18 protein-coding genes are annotated in these 15943 nt (G+C 73.3%); 10 read left to right on the forward strand and 8 right to left on the reverse strand.

What is annotated here, in order from left to right; all coding sequences use genetic code 11:
- Positions 1–45 precede the first annotated feature (45 nt).
- Together GE115_RS08295 and GE115_RS08300 are read right to left on the reverse strand one after the other, a co-directional pair.
- Positions 46–249: a hypothetical protein gene (locus GE115_RS08295; RefSeq protein WP_153684277.1), complete on the reverse strand. Its 204-nt coding sequence runs from the start codon at positions 247–249 to the stop codon at positions 46–48.
- A gap of 287 nt (positions 250–536) precedes the next feature.
- Positions 537–1208, reverse strand: a complete 672-nt coding sequence (locus tag GE115_RS08300) for a pyridoxamine 5'-phosphate oxidase family protein (RefSeq protein ID WP_153684396.1) — start codon at positions 1206–1208, stop codon at positions 537–539.
- Positions 1209–1307: 99 nt separating this feature from the next.
- On the opposite strand from GE115_RS08300, the gene pdxR reads away from it, so the two are divergent.
- Positions 1308–2858: a MocR-like pyridoxine biosynthesis transcription factor PdxR gene (pdxR, locus tag GE115_RS08305; RefSeq protein ID WP_153684278.1), complete on the forward strand. Its 1551-nt coding sequence runs from the start codon at positions 1308–1310 to the stop codon at positions 2856–2858.
- A gap of 36 nt (positions 2859–2894) precedes the next feature.
- On the opposite strand, the gene GE115_RS08310 is transcribed toward pdxR, so the two are convergent.
- Genes GE115_RS08310 through GE115_RS08330 form a run of 5 tightly spaced genes read right to left on the reverse strand, consistent with a single transcriptional unit; the run spans position 2895 to position 5386 of the window.
- Positions 2895–3191, reverse strand: coding sequence for a WXG100 family type VII secretion target (locus GE115_RS08310; RefSeq protein WP_153684279.1), 297 nt, complete (start codon positions 3189–3191; stop codon positions 2895–2897).
- Positions 3192–3200: 9 nt separating this feature from the next.
- Positions 3201–3659, reverse strand: coding sequence for a hypothetical protein (locus GE115_RS08315; RefSeq protein WP_153684280.1), 459 nt, complete (start codon positions 3657–3659; stop codon positions 3201–3203).
- Positions 3652–3996, reverse strand: a complete 345-nt coding sequence (locus GE115_RS08320) for a hypothetical protein (protein ID WP_153684281.1) — start codon at positions 3994–3996, stop codon at positions 3652–3654. Before GE115_RS08320 ends, GE115_RS08315 begins: the two co-directional genes overlap by 8 nt.
- On the reverse strand, positions 3993–5069 hold the full coding sequence (locus tag GE115_RS08325; protein ID WP_153684282.1) for a hypothetical protein: 1077 nt from the start codon (positions 5067–5069) through the stop codon (positions 3993–3995). The genes GE115_RS08320 and GE115_RS08325 overlap by 4 nt, the downstream gene beginning before the upstream one ends.
- Positions 5066–5386 carry a hypothetical protein gene (locus tag GE115_RS08330; RefSeq protein WP_153684283.1) on the reverse strand — a complete coding sequence of 107 codons (321 nt, stop codon included), beginning with the start codon at positions 5384–5386 and terminating at the stop codon, positions 5066–5068. Before GE115_RS08330 ends, GE115_RS08325 begins: the two co-directional genes overlap by 4 nt.
- A 113-nt stretch (positions 5387–5499) precedes the next feature.
- Here GE115_RS08330 and GE115_RS19225 point away from each other — a divergent pair, with 113 nt between their 5' ends.
- From GE115_RS19225 to GE115_RS08355, 5 genes are all read left to right on the forward strand, one after another.
- A complete protein-coding gene (locus GE115_RS19225) occupies positions 5500–5991 on the forward strand; it encodes a LysM peptidoglycan-binding domain-containing protein (protein WP_153684284.1) in 492 nt (163 codons plus the stop codon).
- A 54-nt stretch (positions 5992–6045) separates the two neighbouring features.
- The gene (locus GE115_RS08340; protein ID WP_153684285.1) at positions 6046–6468 is read left to right on the forward strand and encodes a hypothetical protein; all 423 of its coding nucleotides are present in this window, start codon (positions 6046–6048) and stop codon (positions 6466–6468) included.
- Positions 6465–6905: a hypothetical protein gene (locus GE115_RS08345; protein ID WP_153684286.1), complete on the forward strand. Its 441-nt coding sequence runs from the start codon at positions 6465–6467 to the stop codon at positions 6903–6905. Before GE115_RS08340 ends, GE115_RS08345 begins: the two co-directional genes overlap by 4 nt.
- Before the next feature lie 32 nt (positions 6906–6937).
- Positions 6938–9085, forward strand: coding sequence for a S9 family peptidase (locus GE115_RS08350; protein WP_312855024.1), 2148 nt, complete (start codon positions 6938–6940; stop codon positions 9083–9085).
- A 79-nt stretch (positions 9086–9164) separates the two neighbouring features.
- Entirely contained in the window at positions 9165–10478 is a 1314-nt protein-coding gene (locus GE115_RS08355; protein WP_172979780.1) for an FAD-binding oxidoreductase, read from the forward strand.
- A 21-nt stretch (positions 10479–10499) separates the two neighbouring features.
- Here GE115_RS08355 and GE115_RS08360 read toward each other — a convergent pair whose 3' ends face one another.
- Positions 10500–11003 carry a GNAT family N-acetyltransferase gene (locus tag GE115_RS08360; protein WP_153684288.1) on the reverse strand — a complete coding sequence of 168 codons (504 nt, stop codon included), beginning with the start codon at positions 11001–11003 and terminating at the stop codon, positions 10500–10502.
- Positions 11004–11150: 147 nt separating this feature from the next.
- Here GE115_RS08360 and iolC point away from each other — a divergent pair, with 147 nt between their 5' ends.
- The 4 genes from iolC to iolD all read left to right on the forward strand — a co-directional run bounded on the left by iolC (position 11151) and on the right by iolD (position 15931).
- Positions 11151–12137, forward strand: coding sequence for a 5-dehydro-2-deoxygluconokinase (iolC, locus tag GE115_RS08365; protein ID WP_153684289.1), 987 nt, complete (start codon positions 11151–11153; stop codon positions 12135–12137).
- The gene (locus tag GE115_RS08370) at positions 12124–13029 is read left to right on the forward strand and encodes a class I fructose-bisphosphate aldolase (protein ID WP_153684290.1); all 906 of its coding nucleotides are present in this window, start codon (positions 12124–12126) and stop codon (positions 13027–13029) included. Before iolC ends, GE115_RS08370 begins: the two co-directional genes overlap by 14 nt.
- A gap of 65 nt (positions 13030–13094) precedes the next feature.
- Positions 13095–14036: a 5-deoxy-glucuronate isomerase gene (iolB, locus tag GE115_RS08375; protein ID WP_312855025.1), complete on the forward strand. Its 942-nt coding sequence runs from the start codon at positions 13095–13097 to the stop codon at positions 14034–14036.
- Positions 14033–15931 carry a 3D-(3,5/4)-trihydroxycyclohexane-1,2-dione acylhydrolase (decyclizing) gene (gene iolD / locus GE115_RS08380; RefSeq protein WP_153684292.1) on the forward strand — a complete coding sequence of 633 codons (1899 nt, stop codon included), beginning with the start codon at positions 14033–14035 and terminating at the stop codon, positions 15929–15931. The genes iolB and iolD overlap by 4 nt, the downstream gene beginning before the upstream one ends.
- The last annotated feature ends 12 nt before the right edge of the window (positions 15932–15943 follow it).

Here is a 15943-nt window from a genome sequence, read left to right on the forward strand (position 1 = left end):
ACGCGGCCGCGGACGGGGCCGCGGCCGGCGCCGCCGCCGGGGCGGTCACCGGAGGGCGAGCCGAGCGTGCGCGGTGCCCGGGCGCCCTGCGCGGTGTCGCCGGCCGGCGTGGTGCGCGCGGCCGGGCGCGGCGGTGGCGCCCGGCTCGCCCTCCATCGCGTCCTCGACGCTGCGCAGCACCTCGAGCTCGCGCTCGGCGTGCAGCACGTCGGCGTCGTACTGGTGCATCGCGAATTCAGACGAGTACATGGCGATTCCCTCTTCTCCCTGGATCGATGCGACCCCTCCTGGATGTCTCCAGCGTGCTCCCTAAGGCGGGCCGGCCCCATCGGGCGATCTCCCTATTTCGGACGCGGGAAGGCCTCAGGCCGAGGCCCGGAACCGGAGCCCGACCGGACCTCAGGCGGTCCGGGTGGGAGTACGGCGATAGCCGTCGCGGCCGAGCTGGACCGCCGTGGCGGCGATCGCCGACACGGCGACCGCGCCGATCACGAACATGAGCGCGAGCATGATGCACCTCCCTTCTCTCCGAGGCTTCAGGTCGCCGGGCCGCGCGTCGTCAGCGCGACCACCGAGTCGGGCACCGGTGCCTGCCCGGGGGTCAGCGCCGAGGCGACGGGTGCACCCCACCGCGGCGCGAGCGGCACGACGCCGGCCCAGGTCGAGTGGTCCTCGCCGTCGTCGACCGCCTCCGAGGGGCCGCCGGCGCGGGCCTTCATCACGACGTCGTCGAGTCGCAGCCGCAGCACGCGCGTCGCCGCGAGCTCCTTGCGGGTGTTGCCGCGCAGCTCGGCGACGCGTCCCGGCAGCAGCTTCTCGCTCAGCGCGTCGAGGGCGGATGCCTCGTCGGCGACCTGCTCGAGCACGCCGTAGGCGATCGCGCTGCGGTAGTTCATCGAGTGGTCGAACAGCGATCGGGCGACGATGAGGCCGTCGAGTGCGGTCACCGAGAACGCGACCGTCTCGCGCTCGGCCGCGGCCCGCAGCACGAAGCCGCCGCCGGTCGACCCGTGCAGCAGCAGCTCGTCGCCGACGCGCGCGAACGCCATCGGCACCACGATCGGCGCGCCGTGGTGCACGACGGCGAGGTGCCCGACGAGCTCGCCGTCGAGCAGCCGGTGGAGCGCGTCGCGGTCGACGACCTGGCGCTCGGGCATCCGGCGGATGCGGCGGGCGGGCGGTTCGGCGACGGTGGGTGCGGGGCTCATCTTGGTCACGTGACCAGTCTGGAACGAGACTGGTATGGTTTGGAGTCCAGTCGCAAGCGATTCCACCAGACCAGTTCGACGGACCGCCGAGGAGGCGCGATGGACGGACCCATCCTCGTCATCGACCGGCACGACACGGCCCCGATCGGCGCGCAGCTCGTCGACGGGCTCCGCCGTGGCATCCTCACCGGCCGGCTGCGCGCCGGCGACCCGATGCCGTCGACGCGCTCGCTGGCAGCGGAGCTCGGCGTCGCCCGCAGCTCGGTCGTGCAGGCCTACGAGCAACTCGCCGGCGAGGGCTACCTCGAGACGCGGCAGGGCGCGCCGACGCGGGTCGCCGAGCTCGAGCGCGGTATCGAACCGGTGACGGATGCCCCGGCCCCCCGGCCTCTCGCAGTGTCTCGGCGTGCCGTCGGAGGCGGTGCCGCCGCGTCCCGCGCGGTGCCGCTGCCCGACTCACCGGGCTTCCCAGGCGCCCCGGGCGCCCCGGCCATCGACCTCACGCCGGGCATCCCGTCGATGGGCCGCCTCGACGAGCGGGCCTGGCGAGCGGCCTGGCGGGCCGCCGCGGCATCCATCGTGCCGGCGATCTCGCCGCCTCCGCTCGGCGTTCGCGAACTGCGCGAACAGGTCGCCGACCATCTGCGGTTCGCGCGCGGCGTCGCGTGCTCGGCCGACGACATCGTCGTCACGGCGGGCACCAGCGAGGCGCTCGCGCTCATCGCGGTCGCCCTCGGCGACGGCGGTGACGGCGGTCACGGCGGCCGCCGGCCCCGCGTCGCGGTCGAGGATCCGGGGTACCCATCGGCCCGGCGCACGCTGCGGCGGCACGGCGCCGACACCACGCCGGTCGCCGTCGGGCCCGACGGGATCGACGTCGACGCCCTCGCGCGGGTCAGCGGCGGCATCGACGCCGTGATGGTCACACCGAGCCACCAGTACCCCCTCGGCGGGCGGCTTCCCGTGGCCGATCGACTGGGCCTGCTGGAGCAGGCCGCGGCCCGCGATGCGCTGGTCATCGAGGACGACTACGACAGCGAGTTCCGGCACACGGGCGCGCCGCTGCCCGCCCTGGCCTCGCTCGACCGCGACGGCCGGGTCGTGCTCGTCGGCAGCTTCTCGAAGGTGCTCACGCCATGGCTGCGGCTCGGCTACCTCGTGCTTCCGTCGGGCCCGGCGGGGCGAGCGCTCCGCGAACGGATCACGGCGATCCGCGACGACGAGCACTCGCCCGTGCCGGGCATCGCGCAGCTGGCGATGGCGCACCTGCTCGCCTCTGGCGCGCTGCGTCGCCACATCGCCGCCACGCGTCGCGAGTACGCGCACCGGCGCCGGCTGGTGCTCGACGTGCTCGGCCCGCTCGACGACGGTGCGCCACTCGACGACGCGGGGCGGGGCGTTCGGCTCACGGCCCTCGACGGCGGCCTGCACGCCGTGCTGCAACTGCCGGATGCCGCCATCGCCGACGCCGTCGTCGCCCGGCTGGCCGGCGAGGGCATCGTGGTGGCTCCGCTGTCGGCCTACGTGGTCGAGGGCGGTATCGGGCCCTCGGGCATCGTGATCGGCTACGCCGGCGCCGCCGACACGGCCCTCGCCGCGGCGCTCACGCGGATCCGCGCGGGGGTCGAGCGACTGTGCCGGGAACCCTGACGCCGGCGCCGGGCCCCGCGATCTGCTCGATCGTCGTCAGCGGCGCCAGACGTTCGCCGCGGCGTCGTCCTGGGCGACCTGCCGCCGCAACCCGCGGCGAGCGGTGCTGCTGATCGCGGTCGCGATCGCGTGCAGCTCCCGCGCGGAGCGGTCCCATCGACGGTGCGCCTCGTCGAATGCCCGGGCGGCCTCACCGTTCCACTCGTCGCGGAGGGCCGCGCCCCGGCGTTCGAGGAGGTCCAGTTCCCGTTCGATGGCCGCGACCTGCGCCTCGATCGCGGTGCAGATCGCCTGCATCGCGGCAGCGTCGACCGATATCAGCCGCTCACGCATCGGATCGCCTCATTCCAGTTCCCCGGTCGTGCACCGGATGTCCGCGGAGAGGGTCGCCGCGGCGTCGACGACCTCGGTCGCCGAGGTGATGGAGTCGCCACGCGCGACGGTCCCGGGGATATCGTCGAAGACCGCGCCGTCGTCGACCAGGTCGAAGGGCGCATCGCTCAGGAACCAGAGATCCTCACCCAGGGAAGCTCCCGTGGTGAACGTTCCGGGGCCCGGTCGAGACGACGCCGTGAATTGCGCCTGCGTTCCCTCGTGCGGCTCGGTCGAACCGAGCAGCGCCTGGTCGCCGACCATCGCGCAACGGATGCCGTCGACCTCGAGGACGGCCGACGTCGTCGCACCGGCTTCGGAGTATCCGACGGTGACGATGTTCTGCGACGAAGGCTCCGACGCGCAGCCGCAGAGGGCGATCGGCGCGGCGATCATCGCCGCGGCGGCCTTCGCGGCCGTGCTACGCATCGCGCCCCGCTCGGCCCGGCGGCGTGAACAGGGCCGCACGTTCCTCGGGCGTCATCGCCTCGACATCGGCACGCATCGCCGACGCCGCGCGCTCGATGAGCGGCTGCATCTGGGGCAGCCGCAGCAGCTCGCGAGGAGAGCTGCGACCGTCGAGCACCGACTGCGCCGCCTCGCGGATCGCCGGGTCGACGTTCGGAGCGAACCGCAGCCGCTCGAACGATTCGCGGAGCGCCCGCCCGACCGGGCTCGCCGCATCGATGGTGGGGAGGAGGCGGGGCTCCTCCGCCGGAGGTGCGTCGTCGGGGCGACGCGTCGGGTCGAACGGGGTCTGCGTCATGCTTCCACCATCGGGTTGTCGTACGGAGTCGGCAGCGGGAGCTCGGCACCGCCGGCGAGGAACTGCGAGAGCACGCCGACCGCAGCCCCGAGCGCGTCGAAGAAGAGCAGCACCGACTGGACCGCCTCATACGCCTGTGACACGAGCCAGAGCAGGTATGCCAGCGTGCCGGTGCCTGCCAGGTAGCCGATCACGGTGCCGACCACGGTCTCGATGAGCACCGTGCCCGCGATGTAGAACCATGCGGTGGCGATCGCGAGATCCATGATCGTCGCGAACAGGCCCGCGACGAGGTCGGCGGTGTCCTTCATCCCCCTCGCGACGGTCTCGAACTCGGGGGCGAGGGCGGTGAGCTGGGCAGCGGCTTCGCGGAGGAGTTCCGACGTCTCATGGAAGAAGACGTTCGCGGCATCGGCGGCGTTCCCGCGCCAATTCGAGGCGCACACCGCCATCGCGTGGGTCACGCCCGCGCCCTGCGCCTCGTGGTACGCGCTGAGGTGGCCGATCGCCGACGACACCGAGTAGAGGCGGTCCCAGTCGCCGGAGAACTTGTTCGAGATCTCGTCGAGGTAGTTCCAGTCGAAGATCCAGTCGATGATCTGGGCGACGACCGTTGAGGGGCTGAGCCAGTCCGTGGTGAGGATGGTCGAGACGAGATCCTCGGGCATGCCGTCGGCCGGAGCGACGAGCGAGTCCTCGGGCGGAGCGGGCGCCGTGTACACGGCCTGGTTGCTCGGCGCGATGGGCGGGGAGGAACTGGCGCCGGATTCGGGATACGCGGCGTCGAGCTCGGCTTCGATCGCATCGTCGGTGGCCACGGAGTCGTCGGCGATGGCGACGAGTTCGTCGGCCGACCTTCCGTGCGCGTCGGCGATCGACGCGAGGTACGCGGTGACCGCATCACGCGTCGAATGCGCCGCGTCGCGCGCTCGCGCGAAGAGCACGACCGTGTCGACCCACTCGAGCGTCAGGTGATCGGTCGCGTAGGTGTCGGCGAGAGGAGTCGAGTCGGCGAGGGCGCGCAGCGACGAGGCCTGGGCGCTCAGGGCGGCGGGCTGGATCGAGAACGTCATCGGTCAGAGCGTACGTGAGTCTCCGGTTCCGGCGCACCGCCCGATCGCTCGACCTCGCGGATCGTGCCGAGCACCGACCAGGTGATCGCTACGCCGAGCAGGATCGCGCCGAGTCCGAGCGTGCCGAGGATGCCCAGGGCGACCCCTGCCGGCACTCGCACGCCGCCGCGACCGCCGCTGCCGACGGGCTCCGCGAGGTCCCAGCCCACGCGGGACATCATGAACAGGCAGCCCACCCAGAGCAGCAGGCCGACGCCGGCGACGAGGGCGCCTGAGCCCCACGCGGTGCGGCGGGTGGGCGTGCGTCGTTCGGGCATCCCCCCATTCTGCCGCGTCCGCCATCCACAGCCGCGCGACTCCTCCCCGACGGACGCCATGGGTGAATATGCTGGCCCGACCGGGACGACGACGGGGAGGCCCGATGGGGCGAGTGAATCCAGCGCGGGGCATCCGTTCATCGGCGCGCGTCGCGGTCGCGACCGCCGCGGCGACGCTGGTCGCCGTCGCGATGGCCGGATGCTTCCCGGCCGAGGCCGAGCCCGCGCCGACCGTCGTGGTGACGGTCACCGCGACGCCGACGCCCACCCCGACACCCACGCCGACGCCTCCGCCCGTGGCCGAGCCGGCTCCCGCGCCGGCCCCGGCGCCGGTTCCGAACGATCCGGCGCCCGTCTACGAACCCGGGCCGGCGTACGACAACGGGCCCATCACCGGCGCGAACGGCAGCCCCGCCGTCGACGGCAACGGCATGCCCGTGCGCTACGTGGTGGTCGCGGGCGACAGCTTCTTCGACATCGCCCAGCGGTTCGACCTGCCGCAGCAGCAGCTGCTGCGCATGAACCCGCAGATCCACGACTTCGGCGAGACCGTGTACATCGGCGACGAGATCAACCTCGACTGGACCAAGACGGGCCTCGGGTGAGGCCCGTGCCCGGCGCGCGGCCGAGGCCCAGCCGGGTCGCGTAGGGTCGTCGGCATGGAGGAGGTCGCCGTCGTCACGCTCGAGCCGTGGCATCCGTGGCCCCTCGTGTTCCCCGCCATCGTGTTGGCGACCGGTGCGGTCATGACATTCACCGGCCACCTGCGCGAACGCCGGTGGGTCCGCGACATCGGCATGGTGCTCGTGGTCGGCGGCGGACTGGCCGGGCTCGCCCTGCTCGGGCTCCTGTCGGGGTCGTGGGACCAGGCGCAGCGCGCCGAAGCCCTCGTCGGCCTCGGCTACGAACAGCCGACGTTCTCGGGCGGCGACGGCATCGTGGGCGGCGCGCCGGGGGTGATCGACTTCCATGCGCAGCGCGACGGCGAGCTCGTCGTGGGCCGGCTCGTGCCGCTCGGCGACGCGCAATGGCAGGTCGTCGAGGGATTCCGGGACTCGCAGCCGAAGGACAGCGGCACGTGACCGCGGTCGCGGGGGTCACCGCCGTCGAGCGCGCCGCCGGCGTCGTCGTCGTCTCGATCGAACCGTGGAACCCGTGGCCGCTCGTCTTCCCGATCGCGCTGCTCGCGCTCGGCGTCGCCGCGTCGATCGCCGGCGCGCGCCGGCGTTCCAAGCCGATGCGCGAAGCCGGCTACGCGGGCGTGCTCGTGGGCGGGCTCCTGCTCGCCGCACTGCCGTTCTCACTCGCCGGCATGTGGGACAGCGGGGCGCGCATCGACGCCCTCCGCGACGCGGGCTACGAGTCGGCGACGTTCAGCGGTGCGCTCGCAGCCGGCGACGAGGCCTTTCCGCCGCTCGCGTTCCAGGCCGTCCACGACGGCGAGCGGGTGCGCGGCACGCTGCACCACCTCGACGGCGATCGCTGGGAGATCCGCGAGGTCGAGTCCTCCGGCGGATGACCCTCGCCGGGCATCCGGCGTAGCGTGGTGGCGTGCTGACTCCGCCAGAGACCCCGAAGCGTCCGACGACGAGGGAGCACCACGGCGACGTGGTGGTCGACGACTACGAATGGTTGCGCGAGAAGGAGGATCCCGAGGTCATCGCGCACCTGCACGCCGAGAACGCGTACACGAAGGCCCGCACCGAGCACCTCTCGCTGCTGACCGAGCAGGTGTTCGAGGAGATCAAGGCGCGAACGAAGGAGACCGACCTCTCGGTCGCCAGCCGCGAGGGCGACTGGTGGTACTTCACGCGCACGGTCGAGGGGCAGCAGTACGGCATCCACTGCCGGGTTGCGGCGGCCGGACCCGACGACTGGGATCCGCCCGTGACGGATGCCGGAGCCGGAGCGCTCCCGGGCGAGCAGGTGCTGTTCGACGAGAACGCCGAGGCCGAGGGCCACGAGTTCTTCGCCCTGGGCAGCTTCGACGTGTCGGCCGACGGGTCGCTGCTGCTGACCGGCGTCGACGTCGAGGGCGATGAGCGGTACACGCTGCGCATCCGGGCCGTCGACGGCAGCGGCCGTGCGTTCGCGGACGTGATCGAAGGCACGGCCGGCGGCGCGCTGTTCGACCCGAGCGGCCGGTACGTGTTCTACACGACGGTCGACGAGGCCTGGCGGCCCGACACCGTCTGGCGCCACGAGGTCGGCACCGAGGCATCCGCTGACGTGCAGGTGTTCACCGAACCCGACGAACGGTTCTGGCTGGGCGTCGGGTTGACGCGCAGCCGCCGGTTCCTCATGATCGAGGCCGGTTCGAACGTCACCAGCGAGACGTGGCTGCTGGATGCCTCGGACCCGACCGGCGCGTTCGAGGTCGTGTGGCCGCGCAAGGAGGGCGTCGAGTACGACGTCGAGCACGTCGTGGCCGGCGGCAGGGATCGCCTGCTCATCGTGCACAACGACGACGCCGTGAACTTCGAGCTGGTCAGCGTCGCAGCATCCGACCCGCGGGGCAAGCGGCGCGTGCTGCTGCCGCACGACGAGGCGGTGCGGCTCGAGGGCGTCGACGCGTTCCGCGACTTCGTCGCCGTGGAGTACCGCCGCGAGGGCCTGCCGCGCGTCGCGATCGCGAAGGTGCCGCCGCAGGGCCTGCCGGCCGACGCGACACCCGACGACACGCTGCACGAACTCGGGTTCGACGAGGCGCTGTTCGCGGTCGGCGTCGGCGGCAATCCCGCGTGGGAGCAGCCCGTGCTTCGTGTCGGGTACACGAGCTTCGTCACGCCGACGACGGTCATCGACGTCGTGGTCGCGACCGGCGAGCGGATCGTGCGCAAGCAGCAGCCCGTGCTCGGCGACTACGACCCCGCGCGCTACGCACAGCGCCGCGAGTGGGCGATCGCCGACGACGGCACACGCGTGCCCATCTCGCTCGTCTACCGCGAGGACCTCGTCGAGCGGGGAACGCCCGCGCCGACCCTGCTCTACGGCTACGGGTCGTACGAGCACTCCATCGACCCTGGCTTCTCGATCGCGCGCCTGTCGCTGCTCGACCGCGGCATGGTGTTCGCGGTGGCGCACGTGCGCGGCGGCGGCGAGATGGGCCGGCTCTGGTACGAGCACGGCAAGCAGCTGCACAAGCGCAACACGTTCACCGACTTCGTCGCGGCGGCGCGCCACCTCATCGATACGGATGTCACGGCCCCCGACCGGCTCGTCGCGCAGGGCGGCAGCGCGGGAGGCCTGTTGATGGGCGCCGTGGCCAACCTCGCGCCGCGCCACTTCAGCGGCATCCTCGCGGAGGTGCCGTTCGTCGACCCGCTGACCTCGATCCTCGACCCGTCGCTTCCGCTGACCGTCATCGAGTGGGACGAGTGGGGCAACCCGCTCGAGGACCCGGAGGTGTACGCGTACATGAAGGCGTACTCGCCGTACGAGAACGTGCACGACGGCGCGCACGGGTCGCACTACCCGCCGATCCTCGCGGTGACCTCGCTGAACGACACCCGTGTGCTGTACGTCGAGCCCGCGAAGTGGGTCGCGAAGCTGCGCGAGGCCGGCGCCGACGCCCTGCTGCGGATCGAGATGGCCGCGGGGCACGGCGGGGTCTCGGGGCGGTACTCGGCGTGGCGCGAGCGGGCGTTCGCGTACGCGTGGGTGATCGACCGGGCGAAGGCGCACCCGTCGGGCGAGTAGGGGTCGGCCGTGGGCGGCGCCGTTCGCCCGTGGCGAGCAGGGGTGCCCGATGTCGCCGGCGACTGCGAGACTGCCTCGCATGTCGATCCTCTCCGCGCTGAGTGAACGCGTCCCGGGTCGGGCCTTCGGCCCCGGCTCGCCCGAGTACGACGCCGGTCGTACCGTCTTCGCCGGTGTCGGCGAACCCGAGGCCGTCGTGCGGCCCACCACCGCCGACGAGCTCGCCCTGGCGGTGCGCACGGCCGTCGCGCAGGGGCGCCCGATCGCGGTCCGCAGCGGCGGGCACGGCAGCATGCCCGCCACCGAGGGCCTGGTCGTCGACCTCGCCGAGTTCGACTCGGTGACGGTCGGCGAGGGCGGCCTCGTCTCGATCGGCGCCGGTGCGCGCTGGGGCGACGTCGCGGCGGCGCTCGCGCCGCACGGCCTCGGCATCTCGTCGGGCGACACGCTCGACGTCGGCGTGGGGGGCCTGGCCGTCGGCGGCGGCATCGGCTGGCTCGTGCGCACGCACGGGCTCACGGTCGACCTCATCCGCGAGGTCGAGGTGGTGACCGCTGCGGGGGCCGTCGTGTCGGCGAACGCCGAGACGCATCCCGACCTGTTCTGGGGCATCCGCGGCGGCGGCGGCAACTTCGGCATCGTCACGCGGTTCCTGGTCCAGGCCGCGCCGGTCGAGGGCCTCGTCGGCGGCCACGTGCAGTTCGACCGATCCGATGTCGGGGCCGTGCTGCGCGCGTGGCGCGACGTCACCCTCGCCTCGCCCGACGAGCTGAACTCGACCCTCATGGTGATGCCGCCCTTCGGGCCCGAGATGCCCGGCGGTCCGCAGCTCGGGGTGGCGCTCCTCGGCACCGAGCAGGAGCTGCGCGACCTGCTCGCCCCGATCCTCGCGCTCCCGTCGGTCACCGAGGTCTCGCTCGGCCCGATCGCCTACGGCGACCTCCTCGAGGCCGCCCCGCCCGGCAAGCCGCCGTTCCGGTTCGTCGGCGGCAACGGCTTCGCGCCCGAACTCTCCGACGAGCTGCTCGCCGCGGTCGAGCGCGTGCTCGACGGGCCGATCCCCACCATGGTGCTGCTGCGTGCGCTCGGCGGCGCCTACGCGCGGGTGGCGCCCGATGCGACGCCCATCGCCCATCGCGACGCCCAGGCGCTCGTCATGGTCAATGGCGTGCTTCCCGCCGAAGCCACCGACGACGAGGCCGAGCACGCCCTGCTCGACCTCACGGCCCCGCTCGACCACACGGTCGGCCGGTACGCCAACTTCACGCAGGAGTTCGGCGACGACGTCACCGCGATGATCTACCCGCCGGCGACGCTCGAGCGGCTGCGCCGGGTGAAGCGCCAGTTCGACCCGGGTGACGTGTTCCGGGCGGCGCACCACATCGCGCCGTAGCGGCGTCGGCGCGCGGGCCCATCAGGCCAGTTCGAGCAGGAGGGTGTCGGAGCCGCCGTTGCGTCCGACCGCGACGAAGCCCGCGCGCTCGTAGAGTCGCTGGGCGTGGTTGCCGTCCTCGACGCTCAGGCTGATCGCGCGGATGCCTCGGCGTTCGGCCTCGGCGACGACGGCGTCGACCAGGCGGGCGCCCACGCCCCTGCCGCGGGCTTCGGCTATCACGTTGATGCTGAACTCGGGCACGTCGTCGGCGACGTAGCCGTATCCGGGATCGTCGGCGGGGAGGAAGATCACCCAGGCGACGCCGAGCGGCCGGCAGTCGTCGGCATCGTCGGCCTCGACGTCGGCGACCTCGTCGACGAATCCGAAGTCGCGGCGGGCATCGAAGCGGGTCGCGTAGTGCGCGAGCTCGGGCGTCGCATCGAACTCGGCCTCCGAGATGCGCTCGCCGCTCCAGTTCAGGTTGCCGAGCGTCGCCTCGCGGAGCAGGGCGCGATCGCGGTCGTCGACCGGGCGGAGGGGCATCCGTCGATCGTAGCCGCGCCCCGCACGGGCGGCGCTGCACGGCCACGCGGACGCCTCGCGCTTCGCAGTGGTTGCTAGTTTGTTAGGACATTCTGTGTAGACTGGCCTCACCGTCCGCGGCGAAGCGAGGGAGTTGCACGGCGACGTATGACCACATCAGCAGCGACCCATGACCTCATCACGATCGGGCGGATCGGCATCGACCTCTACCCGAGCGAGATCGAACGCCACCTCGACGAGGTCGAGACCTTCACCCGATCGCTCGGCGGCAGCGCCGCGAACGTGGCCGTCGCGGCCGCCCGACACGGACGACGCAGCGCCATCGTGAGCAAGACCGGCGACGACGCGTTCGGCCGCTACCTCCGGCGCGAGCTCGGTCGCCTCGGGGTCGACGCCGACCACCTCGGCGTCTCGCCCGACCTGCAGACCCCGATCACGTTCTGCGAGATCTTCCCGCCCGACGACTTCCCGCTCACGTTCTACCGGCGACCCCTCGCGCCCGACCTCGACCTGCGCGCCGGCGACCTCCCGCTCGAGGCCATCCGCGACGCGGCCATGTACTGGTCGACCGTCACGGGCCTCAGCGAGCAGCCGAGTCGCGACGCCCACCACGCGGCCTGGCAGGCGCGGGGCCGCCGACCCCTCACCGTGCTCGACCTGGACTACCGCCCCATGTTCTGGGAGTCGCCCGAGACGGCCCGACGCGAGGTGCGGCGCGCCCTCGAGCACGTCACGGTCGCGGTCGGCAACCTCGACGAGGTGGAGGTCGCCGTCGGCGAGCGCGACCCGCACCGCGCGGCCGACGCGCTGCTCGACCTCGGACTCGACCTCGCGATCGTCAAGCGCGGACCTGCCGGGGTGGTCGCGAAGACCGCGACCGAGACCGTCGAATCCCCGGCGATCCCCGTCGAGGTCGTGAACGGCCTCGGCGCGGGCGACGGCTTCGGCGGCGCGCTCGCGCACGGCCTCATCGCCGGCTGGCCGCTCGAGCGCGTCATCCGGTTCGCGAACGCCGCCGGGGCGATCGTCGCCACCCGCCGCGAGTGCTCCACCGCGATGCCCAACACGCGCGAGGTCGAAGCGCTCGTCGCCGACCTCCCCCGAGTCGAGGGAGCCGTCGATGGCCGGCCATGAGCTCCGCCACGTGACCCCCGAGCGCTTCGCCGAGGTCCGGCACGTGCGCGCGACCGATCCGACGGCGATCGCCCGCGCGCACGCGGCGCGCAGCAAGCGGCCGCTGCTCGGCGAGAACGGACGGCTCTTCATCCTCGCGGCCGATCACCCGGCCCGCGGTGCCCTCGGCGTCGGCGACGAGCCGATGGCGATGGCCGACCGCTACCTGCTGCTCGACCGGCTCGCCCTCGCGCTCAGCCGGCCCGGCGTCGACGGCGTGCTCGCCACGCCCGACATCATCGACGACCTCGCCCTGCTCGGCGCGCTCGACGACAAGGTCGTCGTCGGCTCCATGAACCGTGGCGGCCTGCGCGGCGCCTCGTTCGAGATGGACGACCGCTACACGGGCTACGACATCCCCGGCATCGTGCGCGACGGGCTCGACTTCGCCAAGTGCCTGCTGCGCATCAACCTCGACGACGCGGGCACCAGCCGCACGCTCGAGGCCACGGCGCGCGCCGTGACCGCCGCGGCCGAAGCCGGCGTGCCGATCATGCTCGAGCCCTTCATGAGCCTGCGGCGCGACGGCGCGATCGTCAACGACCTGAGTGCCGAGGCCGTCATCACCTCGGTCGCGATCGCCGCCGGCCTCGGCACCTGCTCGGCCTACACGTGGATGAAGCTGCCCGTGGTCGACGACATGGAGCGGGTCATGTCCGCGACGACGCTGCCGACGCTGCTGCTCGGCGGCGAGCGCGCCGACGACCCCGAGGCGACCTACGCCAGCTGGCAGCGTTCGCTCGACCTGCCGGGCGTCCGCGGACTGGTGGTCGGGCGTGCGCTCGTCTACCCTCCCGACGGCGACGTCGAACGCGCCGTCGACACCGCCGCGGCACTCGTGCACGCGCGATGACGACCACCGAGGCATCCGCCCCGATCCATCCGAGATCCGATTCATCCGACCCGAGAGGAGTCACCGTGACCGACGACGGGAGCCGCCGCTGGTTCCGCCCCGACGGCACGCTCGCCGACGGCGAGTGGCGCACGGTCGTGGATACGCGCATCGAGGGATGGGCGTACACGGGGCTCCGGGTCGGCGATCTCGGCGAGGACACGGCGGGCCCGCCCGCGCTGCATCTCGAATCCGCCGACGTCGAGCGGCTGGTCGTGCCCCTGCACGGGACGTTCCGCATCGAGGTCGACGGCGCCGACGGACCCGCCGACGTGCGGCTCGACGGCCGCCCCTCGTTCTTCGACGGCCCGACCGACACCTGCTACCTGCCGCCGCGCTCCTCGGCCCGGATCACCGGCACGGGGCGCGTGGCGGTCGCCGAGGCATCCGCGACGACACGACGAGCCGTGCGCCACCTGCCCGCAGCGGCGGCACCGGTCGAGCTGCGCGGTCGCGGGCAGTCGAGCCGCCAGGTGCACGACCTCGGCACGCCGGCCGTGCTCGAGGCCGACCGCCTCATCGTGTGCGAGGTGCTCACGCCGGCCGGCAACTGGTCGTCGTACCCGCCGCACAAGCACGACGAACACCTCCCGGGGGCCGAGTCGCGGCTCGAGGAGATCTACTATTTCGAGGTCCGACCGGTCGACGGCGGCGAGCGAGCCGACGCGTACGCGCTGTTCAGCGCCTCGTCGTCGCCGGCGACGACGATCGAACTCGACGAACGCGTGCGCTCGGGCGACGTGGTGCTCGTGCCCGGCGGGTTCCACGGGCCCGCGGCCGCCGCGCCCGGGTACGACCTCTACTACCTCAACGTGATGGCCGGGCCCGGCGACCGGGTCTGGGAGATCACCGACCACCCCGACCACGCGTGGGTGCGCCAGACGTGGGCCGAGGAGCCGGCCGACCCGCGGCTGCCCTTCGGCGCCGTGCGCCACGCGACGGATGACCAGGACGGAGCACTCGGATGAGCACGCGGCGGATGACGGTCGGGCAGGCGCTCGTGGAGTTCCTCGCCCACCAGTGGACGGTGGACGGCGACCACCGGGAGCGCACGATCCCGGGCGTGTTCGGGATCTTCGGGCACGGCAACGTCGCCGGCCTCGGCGAGGCGCTGCTGGCCGCGCACCGGCGCGATCCCGGGCTGATGCCCTACCACCAGGCGCGCAACGAGCAGGCGATGGTGCACCAGTCGGTGGGCTTCGCCCGCATGCGGCGGCGGCGGGCGACGTTCGCGAGCATCGCCTCGGTCGGGCCGGGCTCGGCGAACATGCTCACCGGCGCGGCCCTCGCGACGAGCAACCGGCTGCCGGCGCTGCTCCTGCCGAGCGACACGTTCGCGACGCGCGTGGCCGACCCCGTGCTGCAGCAGCTCGAGCACCCGCACGACACCAGCCTGCAGGTGACCGACGCCTTCCGGCCGCTGTCGCGGTACTTCGACCGGGTCGAGCGGCCCGAGCAGCTCTTCTCCATCGCACTCGCGGCGATGCGCGTGCTCACCGACCCCGCGGAGACGGGCGCCGTCACGATCGCCCTGCCCGAGGACGTGCAGGCCGAGGCGCTCGACGTGCCCGACGCGTTCCTCGCGGACCGCGACTGGCACGTCCGCCGGCCGCTGCCCGAACGCGGTCCGCTCGAGCGCGCCGTGGCCCGGATCCGCGAGGCACGGGCCCCGTTCATCGTCGCCGGCGGCGGCGTGCTCTACTCCGAGGCCGAGCGCGACCTGCTGCGCCTCGTCGAGGCGACCGGCATCCCGGTCGGCACGACGCAGGCCGGCGGCGGCGCCCTCGCGTGGGACCACCCCGCGAACCTCGGCGGCGTCGGGGCGACGGGCACGCCCGCGGCCAACCGCCTCGCGGCCGAGGCCGATCTCGTGATCGGCATCGGCACCCGGTACAGCGACTTCACGACCGCGAGCCGCACGGCGTTCCGCAACCCCGATGTCGCGTTCGTCAACGTCAACGTCGCGAGCTTCGACGCGTACAAGCACGGCACCCAGCTGCCCGTCATCGCCGACGCCCGCGAAGCGCTCCAGGCGCTCGCGGCGGCGCTCGACGGGTACCGCGTGGCGCCGGAGTACGCCGAGCGCGTCGACCGCGAGCGACGCGAGTGGTTCGCTCGGGCCGACGCCGTGCTCGCGCCGAGCGGCCGGCCACTCGCGACGCAGGCCGAGCTCATCGGCGCCGTCAACGCGGCGAGCGAGCCGACCGACGTCGTGGTGCAGGCGGCGGGGTCGATGCCCGGCGACCTGCACCGGCTGTGGCGGGTCCGCGATCCGCTCGGCTACCACGTCGAGTACGCGTTCTCGTGCATGGGCTACGAGATCGCGGGCGGCCTCGGCGTGCACCGCGCCGCGCCCGACCGCGACGTGATCGTGCTCGTCGGCGACGGGTCGTACCTGATGCTGCACTCCGAGCTCGCCACGGCGGTCGCCGAGGACCTGAAGGTGATCGTGGTCATCGTGCAGAACGACGGGTACGCGTCGATCGGCAGCCTGTCGGAGTCCGTCGGCGCCGAGCGGTTCGGCACGAGGTACCGCCGCTACGACGCCGAGCACGGCGACTTCGAACGCGGCGAGCGCGTACCGGTCGACCTCGCGGCGAACGCGCGCAGCTACGGCGTCGACGTGATCGAGGTGGCGACCGGGCCCGACGCCGCGGCCGAGCTGGGGCGCGCGATCGCGACCGCGAAGGCCTCGGACCGTTCGACGGTGATCCACGTCGAGGCCGACCCGAGCTCGGTCACGCCGTCGAGCGAGGGCTGGTGGGACGTCCCGGTCGCCGAGGTCTCCGACCTCGCGTCGGCGCGCGACGCCCGCCGCGAGTGGGAGCACGCCCGCGAGCAGCAGCGGCCGCTGCTCGGCTGAATCGAACGGATG

The sequence above is a fragment of the Agromyces agglutinans genome, assembly GCF_009647605.1.
Classification (GTDB): domain Bacteria; phylum Actinomycetota; class Actinomycetes; order Actinomycetales; family Microbacteriaceae; genus Agromyces; species Agromyces agglutinans.